This window comes from Streptomyces sp. NPDC017979, from assembly GCF_044328175.1.
In the GTDB taxonomy this organism is placed as follows: Bacteria; Actinomycetota; Actinomycetes; order Streptomycetales; family Streptomycetaceae; genus Streptomyces.
In genome coordinates, this window is sequence record NZ_JBIRGU010000001.1 from 383901 (window position 1) to 401279 (window position 17379).

Annotated in this window: 16 protein-coding genes; 6 read left to right on the forward strand and 10 right to left on the reverse strand. The window is 71.1% G+C overall.

All coding sequences use genetic code 11. The features are described from left to right. Positions 1–41 precede the first annotated feature (41 nt). The 4 genes from ACH4E8_RS01635 to ACH4E8_RS01650 all read right to left on the reverse strand — a co-directional run bounded on the left by ACH4E8_RS01635 (position 42) and on the right by ACH4E8_RS01650 (position 5124). Positions 42–2654: an ATP-binding protein gene (locus tag ACH4E8_RS01635; RefSeq protein WP_398443295.1), complete on the reverse strand. Its 2613-nt coding sequence runs from the start codon at positions 2652–2654 to the stop codon at positions 42–44. A gap of 262 nt (positions 2655–2916) precedes the next feature. After that, complete coding sequence (locus ACH4E8_RS01640; protein ID WP_361147689.1) at positions 2917–3240, reverse strand: STAS domain-containing protein; 324 nt, start codon at positions 3238–3240, stop codon at positions 2917–2919. A 270-nt stretch (positions 3241–3510) separates the two neighbouring features. Beyond that, on the reverse strand, positions 3511–4359 hold the full coding sequence (locus ACH4E8_RS01645; protein ID WP_398443297.1) for a 3-hydroxyacyl-CoA dehydrogenase family protein: 849 nt from the start codon (positions 4357–4359) through the stop codon (positions 3511–3513). A 123-nt stretch (positions 4360–4482) separates the two neighbouring features. Further along, positions 4483–5124, reverse strand: a complete 642-nt coding sequence (locus ACH4E8_RS01650; RefSeq protein ID WP_398443299.1) for a TetR/AcrR family transcriptional regulator — start codon at positions 5122–5124, stop codon at positions 4483–4485. A 97-nt stretch (positions 5125–5221) separates the two neighbouring features. On the opposite strand from ACH4E8_RS01650, the gene ACH4E8_RS01655 reads away from it, so the two are divergent. The 3 genes from ACH4E8_RS01655 to ACH4E8_RS01665 are packed head-to-tail and all read left to right on the forward strand — an operon-like array spanning position 5222 to position 7379. Next, positions 5222–6001, forward strand: a complete 780-nt coding sequence (locus ACH4E8_RS01655) for an ABC transporter ATP-binding protein (protein ID WP_398443301.1) — start codon at positions 5222–5224, stop codon at positions 5999–6001. Positions 6002–6043: 42 nt separating this feature from the next. Next, on the forward strand, positions 6044–6793 hold the full coding sequence (locus ACH4E8_RS01660) for an ABC transporter permease (RefSeq protein ID WP_398443303.1): 750 nt from the start codon (positions 6044–6046) through the stop codon (positions 6791–6793). A gap of 13 nt (positions 6794–6806) precedes the next feature. Further along, on the forward strand, positions 6807–7379 hold the full coding sequence (locus ACH4E8_RS01665) for a cob(I)yrinic acid a,c-diamide adenosyltransferase (protein WP_398443305.1): 573 nt from the start codon (positions 6807–6809) through the stop codon (positions 7377–7379). Between the two features lie 9 nt (positions 7380–7388). On the opposite strand, the gene ACH4E8_RS01670 is transcribed toward ACH4E8_RS01665, so the two are convergent. Further along, on the reverse strand, positions 7389–7970 hold the full coding sequence (locus ACH4E8_RS01670) for a hypothetical protein (RefSeq protein WP_398443307.1): 582 nt from the start codon (positions 7968–7970) through the stop codon (positions 7389–7391). A gap of 169 nt (positions 7971–8139) precedes the next feature. Here ACH4E8_RS01670 and ACH4E8_RS01675 point away from each other — a divergent pair, with 169 nt between their 5' ends. From ACH4E8_RS01675 to ACH4E8_RS01685, 3 genes are all read left to right on the forward strand, one after another. Then, positions 8140–9366: a sensor histidine kinase gene (locus ACH4E8_RS01675; protein WP_398443309.1), complete on the forward strand. Its 1227-nt coding sequence runs from the start codon at positions 8140–8142 to the stop codon at positions 9364–9366. Continuing rightward, positions 9363–10055, forward strand: coding sequence for a response regulator (locus tag ACH4E8_RS01680; RefSeq protein ID WP_398443311.1), 693 nt, complete (start codon positions 9363–9365; stop codon positions 10053–10055). The genes ACH4E8_RS01675 and ACH4E8_RS01680 overlap by 4 nt, the downstream gene beginning before the upstream one ends. A 191-nt stretch (positions 10056–10246) precedes the next feature. Continuing rightward, positions 10247–12103 (forward strand): glycosyl hydrolase family 18 protein, encoded by a 1857-nt coding sequence (locus ACH4E8_RS01685; RefSeq protein WP_398443314.1) that lies wholly within the window; start codon positions 10247–10249, stop codon positions 12101–12103. 104 nt (positions 12104–12207) lie between these two features. On the opposite strand, the gene ACH4E8_RS01690 is transcribed toward ACH4E8_RS01685, so the two are convergent. The 5 genes from ACH4E8_RS01690 to atpA all read right to left on the reverse strand — a co-directional run bounded on the left by ACH4E8_RS01690 (position 12208) and on the right by atpA (position 17364). Further along, positions 12208–12669, reverse strand: coding sequence for a DUF2550 domain-containing protein (locus ACH4E8_RS01690; protein ID WP_361964300.1), 462 nt, complete (start codon positions 12667–12669; stop codon positions 12208–12210). Positions 12670–12831: 162 nt separating this feature from the next. Continuing rightward, positions 12832–13215: a F0F1 ATP synthase subunit epsilon gene (locus ACH4E8_RS01695; protein ID WP_361537206.1), complete on the reverse strand. Its 384-nt coding sequence runs from the start codon at positions 13213–13215 to the stop codon at positions 12832–12834. A gap of 170 nt (positions 13216–13385) precedes the next feature. After that, a complete protein-coding gene (gene atpD, locus ACH4E8_RS01700; RefSeq protein ID WP_361537207.1) occupies positions 13386–14828 on the reverse strand; it encodes a F0F1 ATP synthase subunit beta in 1443 nt (480 codons plus the stop codon). Then, entirely contained in the window at positions 14828–15745 is a 918-nt protein-coding gene (locus tag ACH4E8_RS01705; RefSeq protein ID WP_398443317.1) for a F0F1 ATP synthase subunit gamma, read from the reverse strand. Before ACH4E8_RS01705 ends, atpD begins: the two co-directional genes overlap by 1 nt. A gap of 20 nt (positions 15746–15765) precedes the next feature. Beyond that, the gene (atpA, locus tag ACH4E8_RS01710) at positions 15766–17364 is read right to left on the reverse strand and encodes a F0F1 ATP synthase subunit alpha (RefSeq protein WP_398443319.1); all 1599 of its coding nucleotides are present in this window, start codon (positions 17362–17364) and stop codon (positions 15766–15768) included. Between the last annotated feature and the right edge of the window lie 15 nt (positions 17365–17379).

Genomic DNA, 17379 nt, shown 5'->3' on the forward strand with positions numbered 1-17379 from the left:
CGGGGACGATGCGCATCGTCCCCGCCCGCTTCCGCGTCCGCTCAACTGCCGGACGGCACCGGCTCCGGCGCCACCGACTCCGGCTTCGACTCCGGCTCCGCCGATGAGGCCGTGGCCGCGGGGCCGGCGCCGCCCTGGGCCTCCGCCTCCGCCTCCGTCGACTCGCTCAGCGAACTCGTCGGCGGCGAGGGCGCCGGCGACGAGGGCGAGTCGGTCGGCGGCTTGGAGGACGGCGGCGGTGACGAGGGCGGCGTGGACGACTTGGTCGGCTTGGGCCCCTGACTCGACGACGCCGGCGGGGTCTTCGACGGGGTCGTGGAGGGCCGCTGGGACGTCGTCCTGGACGGCGATGCGGACTCCTCGGGCGACTTCGACCCGGACGCGGAGGCGGACCCCGAAGCGGCGGGCCGGGTCGCCGGGTCGCCGGTGCGCTCCTCGCCCGGCGCGGACTCGGCCCCGCTGCCGTCGTCGAACCCGTCCTGCTCGTCCTGGCCGTTCTGGCCGTCCTCCTCGCTCGCCGAGGTGTCGGTGCCCACCCGGTTGCCCGGCAGGTCCTTCTTGTCGGACGCCGTGCCGAGGCTCGCGACCGTCCCGAGCACAGCGACGAGCAGCGCTCCGGCGCCCGCCGCGACCAGGTTGCGGCGGGTGTTGCCGAAGCCCACGCGCCGGCGCCGCTGCTTGGCGTCGTCCGCGAACACCGGCGTACGGGCCGTCGACCCGGCGATCAGGGTGTCCGGCGCGCCCAGCGGGTCAGCCCCGAGGGCGCCCGGCGGCTCGTCCAGGTGCGCGGGTCCGACACCGGTCATCGGCACGAGCGCGGGCACCGGCACTCCCCGTACGGGCGTGTCACCCACGACGGGCGCGCCGCCGCCCACGGCCGGAGCCGGGCGGACGGCCACCGGGCCGCCGGGACGCAGCTCCAGCGCGGCGCCGTCTTCCTTCTCGCCGTTCAACCGCCGCTCGCGGTCGGTCACCAACGTCAGGGCGCGCCGGCCGGCGACGGTGCCGTTCCGGTCGGCGAGCGCACCGCGCAGCCCGATCGACGCCTCCAACTCGGCACGGGCCCGGCCCAGGTTGTCCGTGCACAGCGCGAGGACGCCCAGCTCGTGGTGGAAGTACGCCTGCTCGGCGACCTCTCCCGCTATTCGCGCGGCGGTCGACCCCATCCGCAACGCGCTCTCCCAGGCGCCCCAGTGCAGCCCGGCGGCGAAGGCGGGCGCGGCGCTGCGGGCCAGCAGGACGGCCGCGCTGGGCTGCCCGGCGGCCCGGTTCTCCACCAGCGCCGACAGGGCGGCCAGCACGGCATCGGCCTCGGCGACGACGCGTTCGGCGGTCACCGAGGGGTGCGCCGCCCACCAGGCGTAGTGCTGGGCCGCGGTGTGGGCGCGGTCGGCGGAATCGGCCGGATCGGCGCCGTACCCCTTCTCCTGGAGCTGCGCGAGGACGCCCGCGGCGAGGCGGTAGCGCGGTCCGGCCGGGGAGAGCAGTCCACAGCCCGTCAGTTCGCCGAGGGCGGCGTCCGCGTGGGTGTCGCCGATCAGGGCGGGCAGGTGCGCCTGGTGCGGGACCTCGCCGCCGAGGGCGACGGCGAACCGCAGCGCCTCCCGGGCCGCCTCGCTGAGCCGGGACGCGAGCAGGGCTGCGGGGGCCGCGCCCTGGCCGAGCGTCGGCAGCCGTACGCCGCTGGCCCGGGTGCCGTCGAAGGGCGAGGCGTCTTCGGCCTCCTCCGGGTCCGTCGCGTACAGCTCGTCGTACTGCCGCAGCAGCGCACCGGCGTGGACGAAGCGCAGCGGCAGGCCCTCGGACTCGAACCAGAGGTCGCCCGCCCAGTTCTTCTCGTCCTCCGTCAGGTCGCGGTCGACGACGCGGGCGAGCAGTTCGAGTGCGCCGGGACGGCTGAGCCCTTCGAGGGCGACCTCGTCGAGGAGGGCGTCGCCGTCCGGGGCCGCGACGTCGGGCGTGGCGGCGAGCAGGAAGGCGCACTCGGGCGCGGCGTCCAGGAAGTCCGTGAGGGCGGTGCCGCCGAACTCCAGGTCGTCGAGGACGACGACGGCGCCGATCTGCCGCACTTCGGCGAGCAGTTCGTCCCGACCGAGCCGGTGCCGGTCCGTGGTGTGGACCACTGCGAACAGCTCGTACAGCAGCTCGGTGGCGGTGCGGTGCAGACCGTTGAGCCGGACGACGCCGGCGGGCGCGACGCCGGCGCAGTCCTCGGCGACCAGGTCGAGCAGCGCGGAGCGGCCGGAGCCGCGGGGGCCGGTGAGCCGTACCGAGCGACCGCGGCTGAGCAGTTCGCCGAGCTGCTCGCGCGGTCCGTCGCGTTCCACCAGCGCGAGCCGCGGGGACGCGGGACCGGCAGGTACGGGAGGCTGCGCCGCACGCTCCTGCGCGGCGCGCTCGGCGGGGGTGCGGCGGCGCGGCGGCGGGGTCCACCCCTGCCCGTGGGGCGCTCCACCGGGCGGACAGGGCTCGATCTCGCTGCCGTCGACGGGGTTGACGGTGAGCAGGAAGTCGCCGGCGACGACCGGTGTGGTGCGCGCGGGTGCGGGCGTGAGCGCGGGCGCCGGGCCCTCACCGGAGGCGCGACCGGGTCCGGTCGACTCCCGTGGGGTGCGCGGCCGTGCGACGCCCTCGCCGAAACTGTCCTTCTCCATGGTGAAATGCCCCTAGATGCGCTGTCGCAACAGCTGCGCCCGCGACGGCGGACGCGCCCGGGCGCGCCACGGCGGCGGGCGGAACGAACCCTAGCCGCTGGCAGCGTATCCCCCCACCCCGGGTGTGCCGCGCGGTCCGCCACGTCACGATCCCATGAGAATTGTGAGCGCCCTGCGAACGCGCGGCGCTGCGTCGCCTTCTGGGCGTGCTGTGCCGGATCGCCCACGGCGCAACACCGCAAGCTCGCACGCAGCTCGCGGGCTACACGCGCGGGAGGGACTCCGCCGCCAGGCCGCCCTCGATGGCGAGGATCCGGTGGAGGCGGGTGGCCACCAGGAGGCGCTGCATCTGCGGCGGCACCCCGCGCAGGACCAGGCGCCGCCCGCAGCGGCCGGCGCGGCGGTGCGCGCCCATGATGACGCCGAGGCCCGTCGCGTCCCAGGAGTCGAGGCCGGTCAGGTCCAGCACCAGGTCCCCGTCGCCGTCGTCCACGGCCGAGTGCAGGACCGTACGGGCGTCCGCCGCGCTGCGGACGTCGAGGCGGCCCCCGACGACCAGCTCGGTGTGGTCGCCCCTGATGTGCATATGCGCTCCCCGAGTACTTGACTGCGCTGCGTCTGTGTTGCGTGCGTACTGCTGCTGCGTGCTGCGTCCACCAAGCCCCGTGAGCCCGCATCAGCCCACGCGGCACGTTCCGTCTCTCGCGTCTCTTCCGTCCGCCCTGCCGGTTCTTTCACCAACTGACCGCATCCAGGGCCGTGCAGTTGCTGCTTGTAAGCGAACCGATACCGAATTCACCCCGAAGGGTGATCGACGGAGGCCGGCTCCGGTCGCTCCGGCAGCTGCGGGCGGGGGTCAGTGAGCGTAGAACCCCTGCCCGCTCTTGCGTCCGATGTCACCCGCGTCCACCATCCGGCGCATCAGCTCCGGCGGGGCGAACTTCTCGTCCTGGCACTCCGTGTAGATGTTCTCGGCGGCGTGCAGCAGGATGTCCACGCCCGTCAGGTCCGCGGTGGCCAGCGGCCCCATCGCATGGCCGAAGCCCAGCTTGCAGGCGACGTCGATGTCCTCCGCCGAGGCCACGCCCGACTCGTAGAGCTTGGTCGCCTCGACGACCAGTGCCGAGATCAGCCGGGTGGTGACGAAGCCCGCGACGTCCCGGTTGACGACGATGCAGGTCTTGCCCACGGACTCGGCGAAGTGCCGGGTGGTGGCGAGGGTTTCGTCGCTGGTCTTGTAGCCGCGGACCAGTTCGCACAGCTGCATCATCGGGACGGGCGAGAAGAAGTGGGCGCCGATGACCCGCTCGGGCCGGCGCGTCACGGCCGCGATCTTGGTGATCGGGATGGCGGAGGTGTTGGAGGCGAGCACGGCGTCGTCCCGTACGAGTTCGTCGAGCGCGCGGAAGATCTCGTGCTTGACCTCCAGCTTCTCGAACACCGCCTCGACGACCACGTCCGCGTCGGCCACGGCCGCGAGGTCGGTGGTGGGGGTGATCCGGGCCAACGCGGCCTCGGCGTCGGCGGCTTCGAGCTTGCCCTTGGCGACGAACTTGTCGTACGACGCCTTGATCGCGTCCGTACCGCGGGCGAGGGCCCCGTCGGTGACGTCGCGCAGCACGACGTCCCACCCGGCCTGGGCGGAGACCTGCGCGATGCCGGATCCCATGAGTCCGGCTCCGATGACGGCGAGCTTCCCGGCCACTGCGACACCCCTAACGTCTGTTTACTTTTCGCCTCTCGGCGGAGGTTAGCGCCCGTGGCGGGCGCTGTGGCGATGAAGAGATGCGCGTCACGTCTCACATGACGGACATCACACCGGCGCCACTCACTCGCTGGCGCGTACGGCGTAGTTGAAGACCCGTCTCCCGAGCAGTTCCTCGATCTCGTCGAGGACGCCGAGGGCTTCCCGGGAGACCTCCCTCGGGTCGCGGCAGGCCGTCATCTCCCGGCTGACGAACTCCATCACGCACTGGTGGACCCAGCCGATCTGACCGGCCATCAGGGCGGGGAGGAAGTCGCCGGGCGCGGCGCCGGTCTCCGTGCGCAACTCCTCCTCCAGTCGCTCCAGCGCCCGCCGCTGGAGGCGGGAGAGGCTGGCGCGCAGGGAGGCCGCGTTGTGCACGACGAGCACGAACCGGTCGTACCCCGACACCAGTCCGACGCGCGGCGACATGCCTTCGATCTCGGCGCGCAATTCGCGCAGGACGGCGGCGACGGCGGACTCCCCCGCGTCCCTGCCGCGCACCCAGCGGGCGAGCTGTTCGACGATGTCGTCTCCGCGGTCGAGGAAGAGGTCTTCCTTGGTGGCGAAGTAGTTGTAGACGGTGTTCACGGAGACGTCGGCCGCTTCGGCGATCTCGGCGATGGTGACGTCCTCGAAGCCGCGCTCCATGAAGAGGCCGGTGGCGGTGTCGGAGATGTGCTGCCGCGTGCGGCGCTTCTTCCGCTCCCTCAGTCCCTCGGCCATGGGCTCAGCATACCTTTCCTACACTCTCGCCCAATTTCGCATCCCCTTAATTTTTAGAGTCATTGCAAACTTTCATCGACTCTGCTTTCGTGGGGTCATGGCAGTCATCAGCACGTCCGGGCTGGCCCGGACTTTCCAGACGAAACAGGGCGCCGTGGAAGCGGTCCGCGGCATCGACCTGACCGTCCGGCCCGGGGAGGTCGTCGGCCTCCTGGGGCCGAACGGAGCGGGCAAGACCACCACCCTGCGCATGCTCACCACCCTGCTCCCGCCGACCGGGGGCGCCGCCACCGTCGCCGGGCACGACCTGGTGCGCGACCCCGCGGCCGTACGCCGCTCGGTGGGGTACGTCGCCCAGTCCGGCGGGCTCGACCCGCACGTCAGCGTCCGGGAGGAGTTGGTGACCCAGGGCCGGCTGTACCGGCTGTCGAAGGCGGCGGCGACGGCCCGGGCGAAGGAGTTGGCGGCCGACCTCGGCATCGACGGGCTGCTCGACCGGCTGACGTCACAGCTCTCCGGTGGCCAGCGGCGCCGGCTCGACATCGCGATGGGCCTCACCCACCGGCCCGCGGTGCTCTTCCTCGACGAGCCCACCACCGGGCTCGACCCGGGCAGCCGGTCCGACGTGTGGGAGTTGGTACGACGGCTGCGGGCCGAGCACGGCACCACCGTCGTGCTCACCACCCACTACCTCGACGAGGCGGACGCCCTCGCCGACCGGGTCGTGGTGGTGGACGGCGGAGTGGTCGCCGCCGAGGGCACCCCGGCCGCGCTGAAGCTCACGCACGCCGGCTCCGCGGACGCCACCCTCCAGGACGCCTTCCTGGCGATCACCGGGCGCGGCCCGGCCGCCGACTCCGCCCCCGTCGCCGTCTAAGGGGTGTCCCGTAATCCCTGAGAAAGGACCGAGGACCCCGCCATGCTGCTGCACGACACCGCCCTCGTCTTCGGGCGCTACGCCCGCCAGACCCTCCGCTCGCGCTTCCACGTCTTCTTCGGCGTCCTGATGCCGATGCTCTACCTGTTCTTCTTCGGCCCCCTCCTCGTCGACCTGCCCATCGCGGACCGCGGGGACTCCTGGCAGGTCCTGGTCCCCGGGCTGCTGCTCCAGCTCACGCTCTTCGGTGCGGCCTTCTCCGGCTTCGCCGTCATCGTGGAGCGCGGCCAGGGCGTGCTGGAGCGGATGCAGGTGACCCCGGTCAGCCGGCTCGCGCTGCTGCTCGGCCGGGTGCTGCGGGACGTCTGCCTGCTGGTGTTCCAGGCGGTGCTGCTGGTGGTCACGGCCGTTGCGATGGGGCTGCGCGCCCCGCTCGTCGGCGTCCTCGTGGGCTTCGCCTTCGTCGCCCTGCTCGCGCTGTCGCTCGCGTCGCTGTCGTGCGCGCTCGCGGTCCGCGTACCCGTGCCCCAGCAGTTCGGCCCGATCGTCAACGCGGTCGTGATGCCCGTGATGCTGCTGTCCGGCCTGATGCTGCCGATGTCACTCGGCCCCGGCTGGCTGGACGGCCTCTCGAAGGTGATGCCGCTGCGCCATCTGGTGGACGCGGTGCGCGACGCGTACCTCGGCCGGTACGCCACCGGGTCGCTGTTGTACGGGACGCTGATCGCCCTCGGCCTCGCGGCCCTCGCCGTGACCGCGGGCACACGGGTCTTCCGTCCCGCCGACGCGTAACTACGCTGGGGGCATGGTCAACCTGACGCGCATCTACACCCGCACCGGCGACACCGGCACCACCGCCCTCGGCGACATGAGCCGGGCGCCCAAGACCGATCTGCGGATCGCCGCCTACGCCGACGCCAACGAGGCGAACGCCGTGCTGGGCACCGCGATCGCCCTGGGCGAGCTGCCCGCGGAGGTCGTCACCGTCCTGGTGCGGGTGCAGAACGACCTCTTCGACGTCGGCGCGGACCTGTCGACGCCGGTGGTGGAGAACCCCAAGTACCCGCCGCTGCGGGTGGAGCAGTCCTACGTCGACCGGCTGGAGCAGGACTGCGACCACTTCCTGGAGTCCCTCGACAAGCTGCGCAGCTTCATCCTCCCCGGCGGCACCCCGGGCGCGGCGCTGCTGCACCAGGCGTGCACCGTGGTGCGGCGCGCCGAGCGCTCCACCTGGGCGGCGCTGGAGGTGCACGCGGCGACGATGAACCCGCTGACCGCCACGTACCTCAACCGGCTGTCCGACCTGCTGTTCATCCTCGCCCGGACGGCGAACAAGGACCGGGGCGACGTGCTGTGGGTGCCCGGCGGGGAGCGCTGAGGACCCGGCTCACCGACGGTTGCCCGCCTCCACCGGCTCGCCCTTCTCGTCCTGCCCCTCGGGCGCCTTCGTCGGGAAGACCACGTACCAGAGCACCACGAGTCCGTGGAACCCGGTGATCCGCCACGCCTGGAAGATCCACGCCCAGAGGCTGTCGTCGCGGGAGGAGTCGCCGACGTACGCGATCGCCAACAGCAGCAGCGCGCTGGCGGTGACCGCACCGACGATCGTGCCCAGCCACAGCTTTGCCTCGTACACCACCCGCGCCTTGCCGTACCCCGCGCTGCTCTTCGGTGCCGGGGCGCCGCCGAAGCGGTGGGCGGCCTTGGCGTCCAGCCACTTCACGGTCCGGTGGCCGTGGCCGACGGTGTAGCCGATGTAGAGCGCGGCGAGGCCGTGCGTCCAACTCGGTTCGGCGCCGTTCTTGAGGTCGATCGCGGTGGCGACCAGCAGGACGACTTCCAGCAGGGGCTCCAGCAACAGCAGTCCCAGGCCCAGGCGCGGCATCTTCAGCACGTAGCGGGCCCCGAGGCCCGCCGCCAGCAGCACCCAGAAGCCGACCTCACAGATCACGATCAGCGCGACGATCACGACTGCACCCCTTTCACCTCCTCAAGGGTCCCGGCCGCTGCGCCCGGTTTCGTCGTCGCCGGTGACGAACCGGGCGCCGACGCACTGCATCTTTCGATGTAGCGGACGCTGCGCCGACTCCCACCACCACAGGAGGCAAAAGGTGCGCGTCGGCGTGTTTCATGGGTGCGTGCACCTTCCCCGTCCCCATCGCGACGACGTCGTCATCGCCGTGGCAGCCCTGCTCGGCGGGCTGCTGCTGTGGTCGCTCGGCCTGTACACCAACGGCGACGTGAACCGTCCGCTGCCCAAGTGGGCGACGCTGCTGCCGCTCGTGGTGATCTGCGCCATGTCCGTCTACCGCAGGACGTTCCCGCTGACGACGTTGCTGGTGTGCACCCTGTGCCTGACGGTGGACGTGTTCTCGGTCGGCAGCCTCGTCACGATCATCATGTTCTCGGACGGGGTGTACGTGTCGGTGGTCTACGGGCCGCCCCGGTTCGCCCACCGCACCCCGGTGATCACCGGAATGCTCACCGTCGCCATGACGGGCCTGCTCACCGCGCTGCTCCAGGTGCCGGAGGCGCTGCTGATCGGGGTGGTCTTCGGGTTGATCACCTTCGGCCCGGCGACGACGGGCGCGATCGTCCGCAACCACCGCGAGGCGGCGGACGCGGCCAAGCTGCGGGCCGAGCAGACGGCGCTGCTCGCCGAGATGGACCGGGTCCAGGCGGTCACCGCCGAGCGCTCCCGGATGGCGCGGGAGCTGCACGACATGGTCGCCAACCACCTCTCCGCGATCGCGATCCACTCCACCGCGGCGATCTCCCTGGACGACGCCGCGACCACCCGCACCGCGCTGAGCGTGATCCGGGAGAACAGCGTCGAGGGCCTGGCCGAGATGCGCCGGCTGATCGGGCTGCTGCGGGACGACGCGAGCGCCGACGACCGCGAACCGGCCGCCCGGCCCTCGCTCGCCGGTCTGGAGTCGCTGGTGGCGCAGGCCGGGACGAACGGCGCGGCCAGCGGCCTCACGGTCACCCTGGACGACCGGCGCGCCGGTCAGAACTCCGGGGAGGCGACGCTCCCCGCGCCGGTGGAGCTCGCGGCGTACCGGATCGTCCAGGAGTCCTTGACGAACGCGCTCAAGCACGCGGAGCCCGGCGAGGTGCACGTCCGACTCGTGCACACCGCGGGCGACCGGTTGACCGTGACCGTGACCAGTGCGTACGGCGCCGGCGCCGGCCCGCGCGCGCCCGGCTCCGGCGCCGGTCTGGTGGGCATGCGGGAGCGGGTCGCGCTGCTCGACGGGGAGATCGAGGCGGGCCCGGTGCCGGGCCCGGACGGCGGGCCGGAGAAGATCTGGCAGGTACGGGCGGTCCTTCCCGTACGGGACGAGAAGGAGCCGGACGCATGACGGGCGCAGCACGGCAGGCCGACCGAGCGCAGCAGGAGCCGCGGATCCGGGTGCTGGTCGCCGAGGACCAGAGTTCGGTGCGGGCGGGGCTCGTCCTCATCCTGCGCAGCGCACCGGACATCGAGGTGGTGGGCGAGGCCGTCGACGGCGAGGAGGCGGTGCGGCTCGCCCGCGAGCTCCGCCCCGACCTGGTCCTGATGGACATTCAGATGCCGCGGCTCGACGGGGTGTCGGCCACCCGACAGGTGGTGTCGGAGGACCTGGCGGACGTCCTGGTGCTGACCACGTTCGACCTGGACGAGTACGTCTTCGGCTCGCTGCGGGCCGGTGCCGCCGGGTTCCTGTTGAAGAACACCGAGGCCAAGGACCTGCTGGAGGCGGTGCGCACGGTCGCGCGCGGCGAGGGGCTGATCGCCCCCGCGGTGACGCGCCGGCTGATCGCGGAGTTCGCGGCGCCGCGGCCGGTCCGCTCCCCCGACGCGCCGGACCCCGCGGTACTCGACGCGCTCACCCGCCGGGAGCGCGAGGTGCTGTCCTGTCTGGGCGAGGGGCTGTCGAACGCGGAGATCGCGGACCGGCTGACGATGGCGGAGGCCACGGTGAAGACTCACGTCAGTCGGTTGCTGGGCAAGCTGGAACTCCGCAGTAGGGTCCAAGCGGCCGTACTGGCACAGGAGTTGGGGATCTGACGCATCGCCGCAGCCCAGTGCACCATCGACCGGCGCACCGGACGCCGCCTATGGTCTGGACCTATTGACGATTGGTCCAGACCTTCCTACTCTCCTCGGAACACGCGCTGCGGTGAGCCACGCAGTGTGCGCAGTGCACGGTTCAGCCCAATGGTCCCACCCCACTGTTCGGACCTCGTCGAGGAGTACCCGTGAGCACTCAACCCCCACCTCTGCGCGCCCGCAGATTCCGGGTTCCCGTCAGAACCAGGATCGTCGCGGTCCTGGCCGCGCTCGTCGTCCCGCTGGCCGCCATGGTCGGCCTCGCCTCCCCCGCGCAGGCGGCCACCTCGGCCACCGCCACGTACGCCAAGGGCTCCGACTGGGGCAACGGCTTCGAGGGCAAGTGGACGATCAAGAACACCGGCACCACCACCATCAGCAACTGGACGGTGGAGTGGGACTTTCCCACCGGCACGCGGGTCACCTCCGCCTGGGACGCCGACGTGACCAACGTCGGCAACCGCTGGACCGCCAAGAGCAAGTCCTGGGCCGCCGCGCTCGCCCCCGGCGCCACCGTGACCTTCGGCTTCAACGGCACCGGCCCCGGCGCCCCCTCCAACTGCAAGGTCAACGGCGCCAGTTGTGACGGCGGCACCATCCCCGGCGACGACCCGCCGTCCGCCCCCGGCACCCCGACCTCCAGCAACGTGACGGAGACCGCGGCCACCATCTCCTGGGCCGCCGCCACCGACGACAAGGGCGTCAAGAACTACGACGTCTACCGCGACGGCGCCAAGGTCGCCACCGTCACCGGCACCTCGTACAACGCCACCGGCCTGACCAAGGCGACGGACTACAGCTTCACGGTCCAGGCGCGCGACACCGCCGACCAGGTCGGCCCGCACAGCGCCGCCCACACCTTCCGCACGCCCGGCGTCCCGGACCCCGGCGGCAACAAGATCAAGATGGGGTACTTCACCAACTGGGGCGTCTACGGGCGCAACTACCACGTGAAGAACCTGGTGACCTCCGGCTCCGCCGCCAAGATCACCCACATCAACTACGCCTTCGGCAACGTCCAGAACGGCCGCTGCACCATCGGCGACTCCTACGCCGACTACGACCGCCTGTACACCGCCGACCTCTCCGTCGACGGCGTCGCCGACACCTGGGACCAGCCCGTGCGCGGCAACTTCAACCAGCTGCGCAAGCTGAAGAAGCAGTTCCCGCACATCAAGATCCTGTTCTCCTTCGGCGGCTGGACCTGGTCCGGCGGCTTCACCCAGGCCATGCAGAACCCGGCGGCCTTCGCCCAGTCCTGCTACGACCTGGTGGAGGACCCGCGCTGGGCCGACGTCTTCGACGGCATCGACCTGGACTGGGAGTACCCCAACGCCTGCGGTCTGACCTGCGACTCCAGCGGCCCCGCCGTCATGAAGAACATGGCGCAGGCGTTCCGCGCCAAGTTCGGCCCGAACTACCTCGTCACCGCGGCCGTCACGGCCGACCCCAAGGCCGGCGGCAAGATCGACGCCGCTGACTACGGCGGCGCGGCGCAGTACATGGACTGGTACAACGTGATGTCGTACGACTTCTTCGGCGCCTGGGCGGCGCAGGGCCCGACGGCCCCGCACTCCCCGCTCACCACGTACCCCGGCATCCCGGAGCCGACCTTCAACTCCGCCGACGCCATCGCCAAGTTCAAGGCCAAGGGCGTGCCGGCGAACAAGCTGCTCCTCGGCGTCGGCTTCTACGGCCGCGGCTGGACCGGCGTCACCCAGTCCGCACCGGGCGGCACCGCCACCGGACCGGCCCAAGGCACCTTCGAGCCCGGCTTCGAGGACTACAAGGTCCTCAAGAACACCTGCCCGTCCACCGGCACCGTCGGCGGCACCGGCTACGCCCACTGCGGCAACAACTGGTGGGGCTACGACACCCCGGCGACCATCGGCAACAAGATGAACTGGGCCAAGAACCAGCAGCTCGGCGGCGCGTTCTGGTGGGAGTTCAGCGGCGACACCAGCAACGGCGAACTGGTCAGCGCGGTCAGCAACGGCCTGCAATGACCTTGAGCCCAACCGTCTGAACCACCCGTGACACAACGGGCGAGGGGCCGGGAGGACAGATCCTCCCGGCCCCTCGGCCTTGACCTCCGCGAGTGAGCGACGGACTACGCGACGTTCACCCGCTGGCCGGGCGGCGCCGCCTCCAGCCAGGCGAGGAAGCCCGTCAGCGCGTCCTCGCTCATCGCCAGCTCCAGCCGCACGCCCTGGTGCAGACAGCCCAGCACCACCGCGTCGGAGAGCAGCGCCAACTCCTCCTCGCCCTCGGGCGTGCGCCGGCCGACGACCTCGATCGCGGAGCGCTCCAGCACCCGACGGGGCCGCGGCGCGTACGAGAAGACGCGGAACCACATGATGCGGTCGCCGCTGTAACGGGCGACCCCGTACACCCAGCCCTTGCCCGGGGGCAGTGCTGGCTGTACGGGGTCGTCCGGAACGTTCCACCGCAGGGAGCAGTCGAAGGTGCCGCCGGAGCGCTGGATGAGCCTACGGCGCAGACCGAAGACGAAGAGTCCGATCCCCACCAAGGCGACCACGACCAGGACGCCCACCAGAACCGCGAGGAACATCTCCGTCGACCTCCTCGCATCGTTCGTGTCGTTCGCACCGTCCCCGCCGGAGCACTCGCCCCGACGGCCGATCCCACTTGCACCTGCATTGCCTCAGCCGCGGCACGGTCTGGAGGTACCAGTCCGGGCCGCGGCTGAGGGCGACGTCTGTCGGCGGGGCGCTCAGCCCACCGCCACCGCACGCAGGCGGACGTCGGCGCGGCGCTCGGCCGCCCCGTCCGAATCCGCCTTGGCACGCTCCAGCGCCCGCTCGGCACGCTGGGCGTCGATCTCGTCCGCCAACTCGGCGACCTCCGCCAACAGCGACAGCTTGTTGTCGGCGAAGGAGATGAATCCACCGTGCACGGCGGCGACGACCGTACCGGCGCCTTCGGGGCCGCTGGTACGGATGGTCACCGGGCCCGACTCCAGCACACCGAGCAGCGGCTGGTGACCGGGCATGACGCCGATGTCGCCGGACGTGGTGCGCGCGACGACCAGGGTGGCCTCGCCGGACCAGACCTGGCGGTCGGCGGCGACCAGCTCGACATGCAGCTCAGCAGCCAAGGGTGGCTCCTCGGGTCACCACCCGGCGGCTCCGCCGGGTGTCGGTTCATCAGTCTAGTGGGGCCCGCGGTACGACCGTGCCGGGGCCCGGTCCGACCCTGCGGCCGGACGGGCGAGGGGGAGGCGGGGTCCCTTGCGGGGTGCCCCGCCCCTCCTCGTCGGTGCGGGGGTCAGGAGACGCCCAGCTCCTTGGCGTTCTTGCGCAGGTCCTCGATGCCACCGCACATGAAGAACGCCTGCTCGGGGAAGTGGTCGTACTCACCGTCGCAGATCGCGTTGAACGCGGAGATCGACTCGTCCAGCGGCACGTCCGAACCGTCCACACCGGTGAACTGCTTCGCCGCGTGGGTGTTCTGGGACAGGAAGCGCTCGACGCGACGGGCACGGTGGACGACGAGCTTGTCCTCCTCGCCCAGTTCGTCGATGCCGAGGATCGCGATGATGTCCTGGAGGTCCTTGTACTTCTGCAGGATCCCCTTGACGCGCATGGCGGCCTCGTAGTGGTCCGCGGCGATGTACCGCGGGTCCAGGATCCGGGACGTGGAGTCCAGCGGGTCCACGGCCGGGTAGATGCCCTTCTCCGAGATCGGACGGGAGAGCACCGTCGTCGCGTCGAGGTGGGCGAAGGTGGTCGCCGGCGCCGGGTCGGTCAGGTCGTCCGCGGGGACGTAGATCGCCTGCATCGAGGTGATCGAGTGACCGCGGGTCGAGGTGATGCGCTCCTGGAGCAGACCCATCTCGTCCGCCAGGTTCGGCTGGTAACCCACCGCGGACGGCATGCGGCCGAGCAGGGTGGACACCTCGGAACCGGCCTGGGTGAACCGGAAGATGTTGTCGATGAAGAAGAGCACGTCCTGCTTCTGCACATCGCGGAAGTACTCCGCCATGGTCAGACCGGCCAGGGCGACGCGCAGACGGGTGCCCGGGGGCTCGTCCATCTGACCGAAGACCAGCGCCGTCTTGTCGAGGACGCCGGACTCCTCCATCTCGTCGATGAGGTCGTTGCCCTCACGGGTGCGCTCGCCGACGCCCGCGAAGACGGAGACGCCCTCGTGGAGGTTGGCGACACGCATGATCATTTCCTGGATCAGCACGGTCTTGCCGACACCGGCACCACCGAACAGACCGATCTTGCCGCCCTTGACGTACGGGGTCAGCAGGTCGACGACCTTCAGACCCGTCTCGAACATCTCGGTCTTCGACTCAAGCTGGTCGAAGGCCGGGGCCTTGCGGTGGATCGCCCAGCGCTCGCCGACGTTGGCGTTCTCCTCGGGGTGGTTCAGCACCTCGCCGAGGGTGTTGAACACCTTGCCCTTGGTGAAGTCGCCGACCGGGACGGTGATGCCCGCGCCCGTGTCGGTCACCGCGGCCTGGCGGACCAGACCGTCGGTGGGCTGCATCGAGATGGTGCGGACCACACCTTCACCGAGGTGCTGCGCGACCTCAAGGGTCAGCGTCTTGGTGGCGCCGTCGGCGGCGGGGTCGGCCACCTCGACGTGCAGCGCGTTGTAGATCTCCGGCATCGCGTCGACGGGGAACTCCACGTCGACGACCGGGCCGATGACCCGGGCGACGCGGCCCGTGGCGGCGGCCGTCTCAACAGACGTCGTCATTACTTTTCACTCCCCGCGGTCGCGTCGGCCAGGGCACTGGAGCCACCGACGATCTCGCTGATTTCCTGGGTGATTTCGGCCTGGCGGGCCGCGTTGGCAAGTCGGGAGAGCGTGTTGATCAGCTCACCCGCGTTGTCGGTCGCCGACTTCATCGCGCGGCGACGGGCGGCGTGCTCGGATGCGGCGGACTGGAGCAGGGCGTTGTAGACCCGGCTCTCGACGTACCGCGGCAGCAGTGCGTCCAGGACGTCCTCCGCCGACGGCTCGAAGTCGAACAGCGGCAGGATCTCGGCCTTGCCGCCGCTCTCCTCCGCCGCCTGCTCCAAGCTGAGGGGCAGCATCCGGTTGTCCACCGGGGTCTGCGTCATCATCGACACGAACTCCGTGAAGACGATGAACAGCTCGTCGACCCCGCCCTCGGCGGTGTCCTTCTGGATGGCCTCGATGAGCGCCGCGGAGACCTTCTTGGCGTCCGCGTACTCCGGGCTGTCCGTGAAGCCGGTCCACGAGCCCGCGATCTTGCGCTCACGGAACCCGTAGTAGGCGACGCCCTTGCGGCCGACGATGTAGCTGTCGACCTCCTTGCCCTCGCCGCGGAGCCGCTCGGTGAGCCGGTCGGCCGCCTTGATGGCGTTGGAGGAGTAGCCTCCGGCCAGTCCGCGGTCGCTCGTGACGAGCAGCACCGCGGCACGGGTCGGGTTCTCCGCCTCCGTGGTCAGCGGGTGTTTGGTGTTCGACCCGGTCGCCACCGCCGTGACCGCGCGGGTCAGCTCGGTCGCGTACGGCGTGGAGGCCGCCACCTTGCGCTGCGCCTTGACGATGCGCGAGGCGGCGATCATCTCCATCGCCTTGGTGATCTTCTTCGTCGCGCTGACGGACCGGATGCGACGCTTGTAGACCCGGAGCTGCGCTCCCATGGATCAGGTCCCTTCCGTCGTCACTTGGAGACGTTGACGGCGGCCGGAGCGTCCTCGCCGAGCAGCTTGCCGTCGTGCGTCTCGAACTGCTTCTTGAACGCGGAGATGGAGTCCGCGACCGCGGTCAGCGTGTCGTCCGACATCTTGCCGCCCTCACGGATGGAGAGCATCAGACCGGACTCCTCGCGGTGCAGGTACTCCAGCAGCTCGCGCTCGAAGCGGCGGATGTCCTGGACCGGAACGTCGTCCATCTTGCCGTTGGTGCCGGCCCACACGGAGACGACCTGGTCCTCGGTGCGCATCGGCTCGTACTGCGGCTGCTTCAGCAGCTCGACCATGCGCTTGCCGCGCTCCAGCGAAGCCTTGGACGCGGCGTCCAGGTCGGAACCGAAGGCGGCGAACGCCTCCAGCTCGCGGAACTGGGCGAGGTCCACGCGCAGACGGCCGGAGACCTGGCGCATCGCCTTGTGCTGGGCGGAGCCACCGACTCGGGAGACCGAGATGCCGACGTTCAGGGCCGGACGCTGACCGGCGTTGAACAGGTCGGACTCCAGGAAGCACTGGCCGTCGGTGATGGAGATGACGTTGGTCGGGATGAACGCCGAGACGTCGTTGGCCTTGGTCTCGACGATCGGCAGACCGGTCATCGAACCGGCACCCATCTGGTCGGAGAGCTTGGCGCAGCGCTCCAGCAGACGCGAGTGCAGGTAGAAGACGTCACCGGGGTACGCCTCACGGCCCGGCGGACGGCGCAGCAGCAGGGACACGGCGCGGTAGGCGTCGGCCTGCTTCGACAGGTCGTCGAAGATGATCAGGACGTGCTTGCCCTCGTACATCCACTGCTGGCCGATGGCCGAGCCGGTGTACGGCGCGAGGTACTTGAAGCCGGCCGGGTCGGACGCCGGGGCGGCGACGATGGTCGTGTACTCCAGGGCGCCGGCCTCCTCCAGCGCGCCGCGCACGGACGCGATGGTGGAGCCCTTCTGGCCGATGGCGACGTAGATGCAGCGGACCTGCTTGTTCACGTCGCCAGAGCGCCAGTTGTCGCGCTGGTTGATGATCGTGTCGACGGCCAGGGCGGTCTTGCCGGTCTGCCGGTCGCCGATGATCAGCTGGCGCTGACCGCGGCCGATCGGGGTCATGGCGTCGACGGCCTTGTAGCCCGTCTCCATCGGCTCGTGCACCGACTTGCGCTGCATGACCGTGGGGGCCTGCAGCTCCAGCGCGCGGCGACCCGAGGTCTCGATCTCGCCGAGGCCGTCGATCGGGTTGCCGAGCGGGTCGACGACGCGGCCGAGGTAGCCCTCGCCGACGGCGACCGACAGCACCTCACCGGTGCGGCTGACCGACTGTCCTTCTTCGATGCCGCTGAACTCGCCGAGGACGATCGCGCCGATCTCGCGCTCTTCCAAGTTGAGCGCGAGGCCGAGGGTGCCGTCCTCGAACTTCAGCAGCTCGTTCGCCATGGCCGAGGGAAGTCCCTCGACCTTCGCGATGCCGTCGCCGGCCAGGCTGACCGTACCGACCTCCTCGCGCGAGGCCGCGTCCGGCTTGTACGACTGGACGAAGTTCTCCAGCGCGTCCCGGATCTCCTCCGGCCGGATCGTGAGCTCCGCCATCAGGTTCCCTGCTCT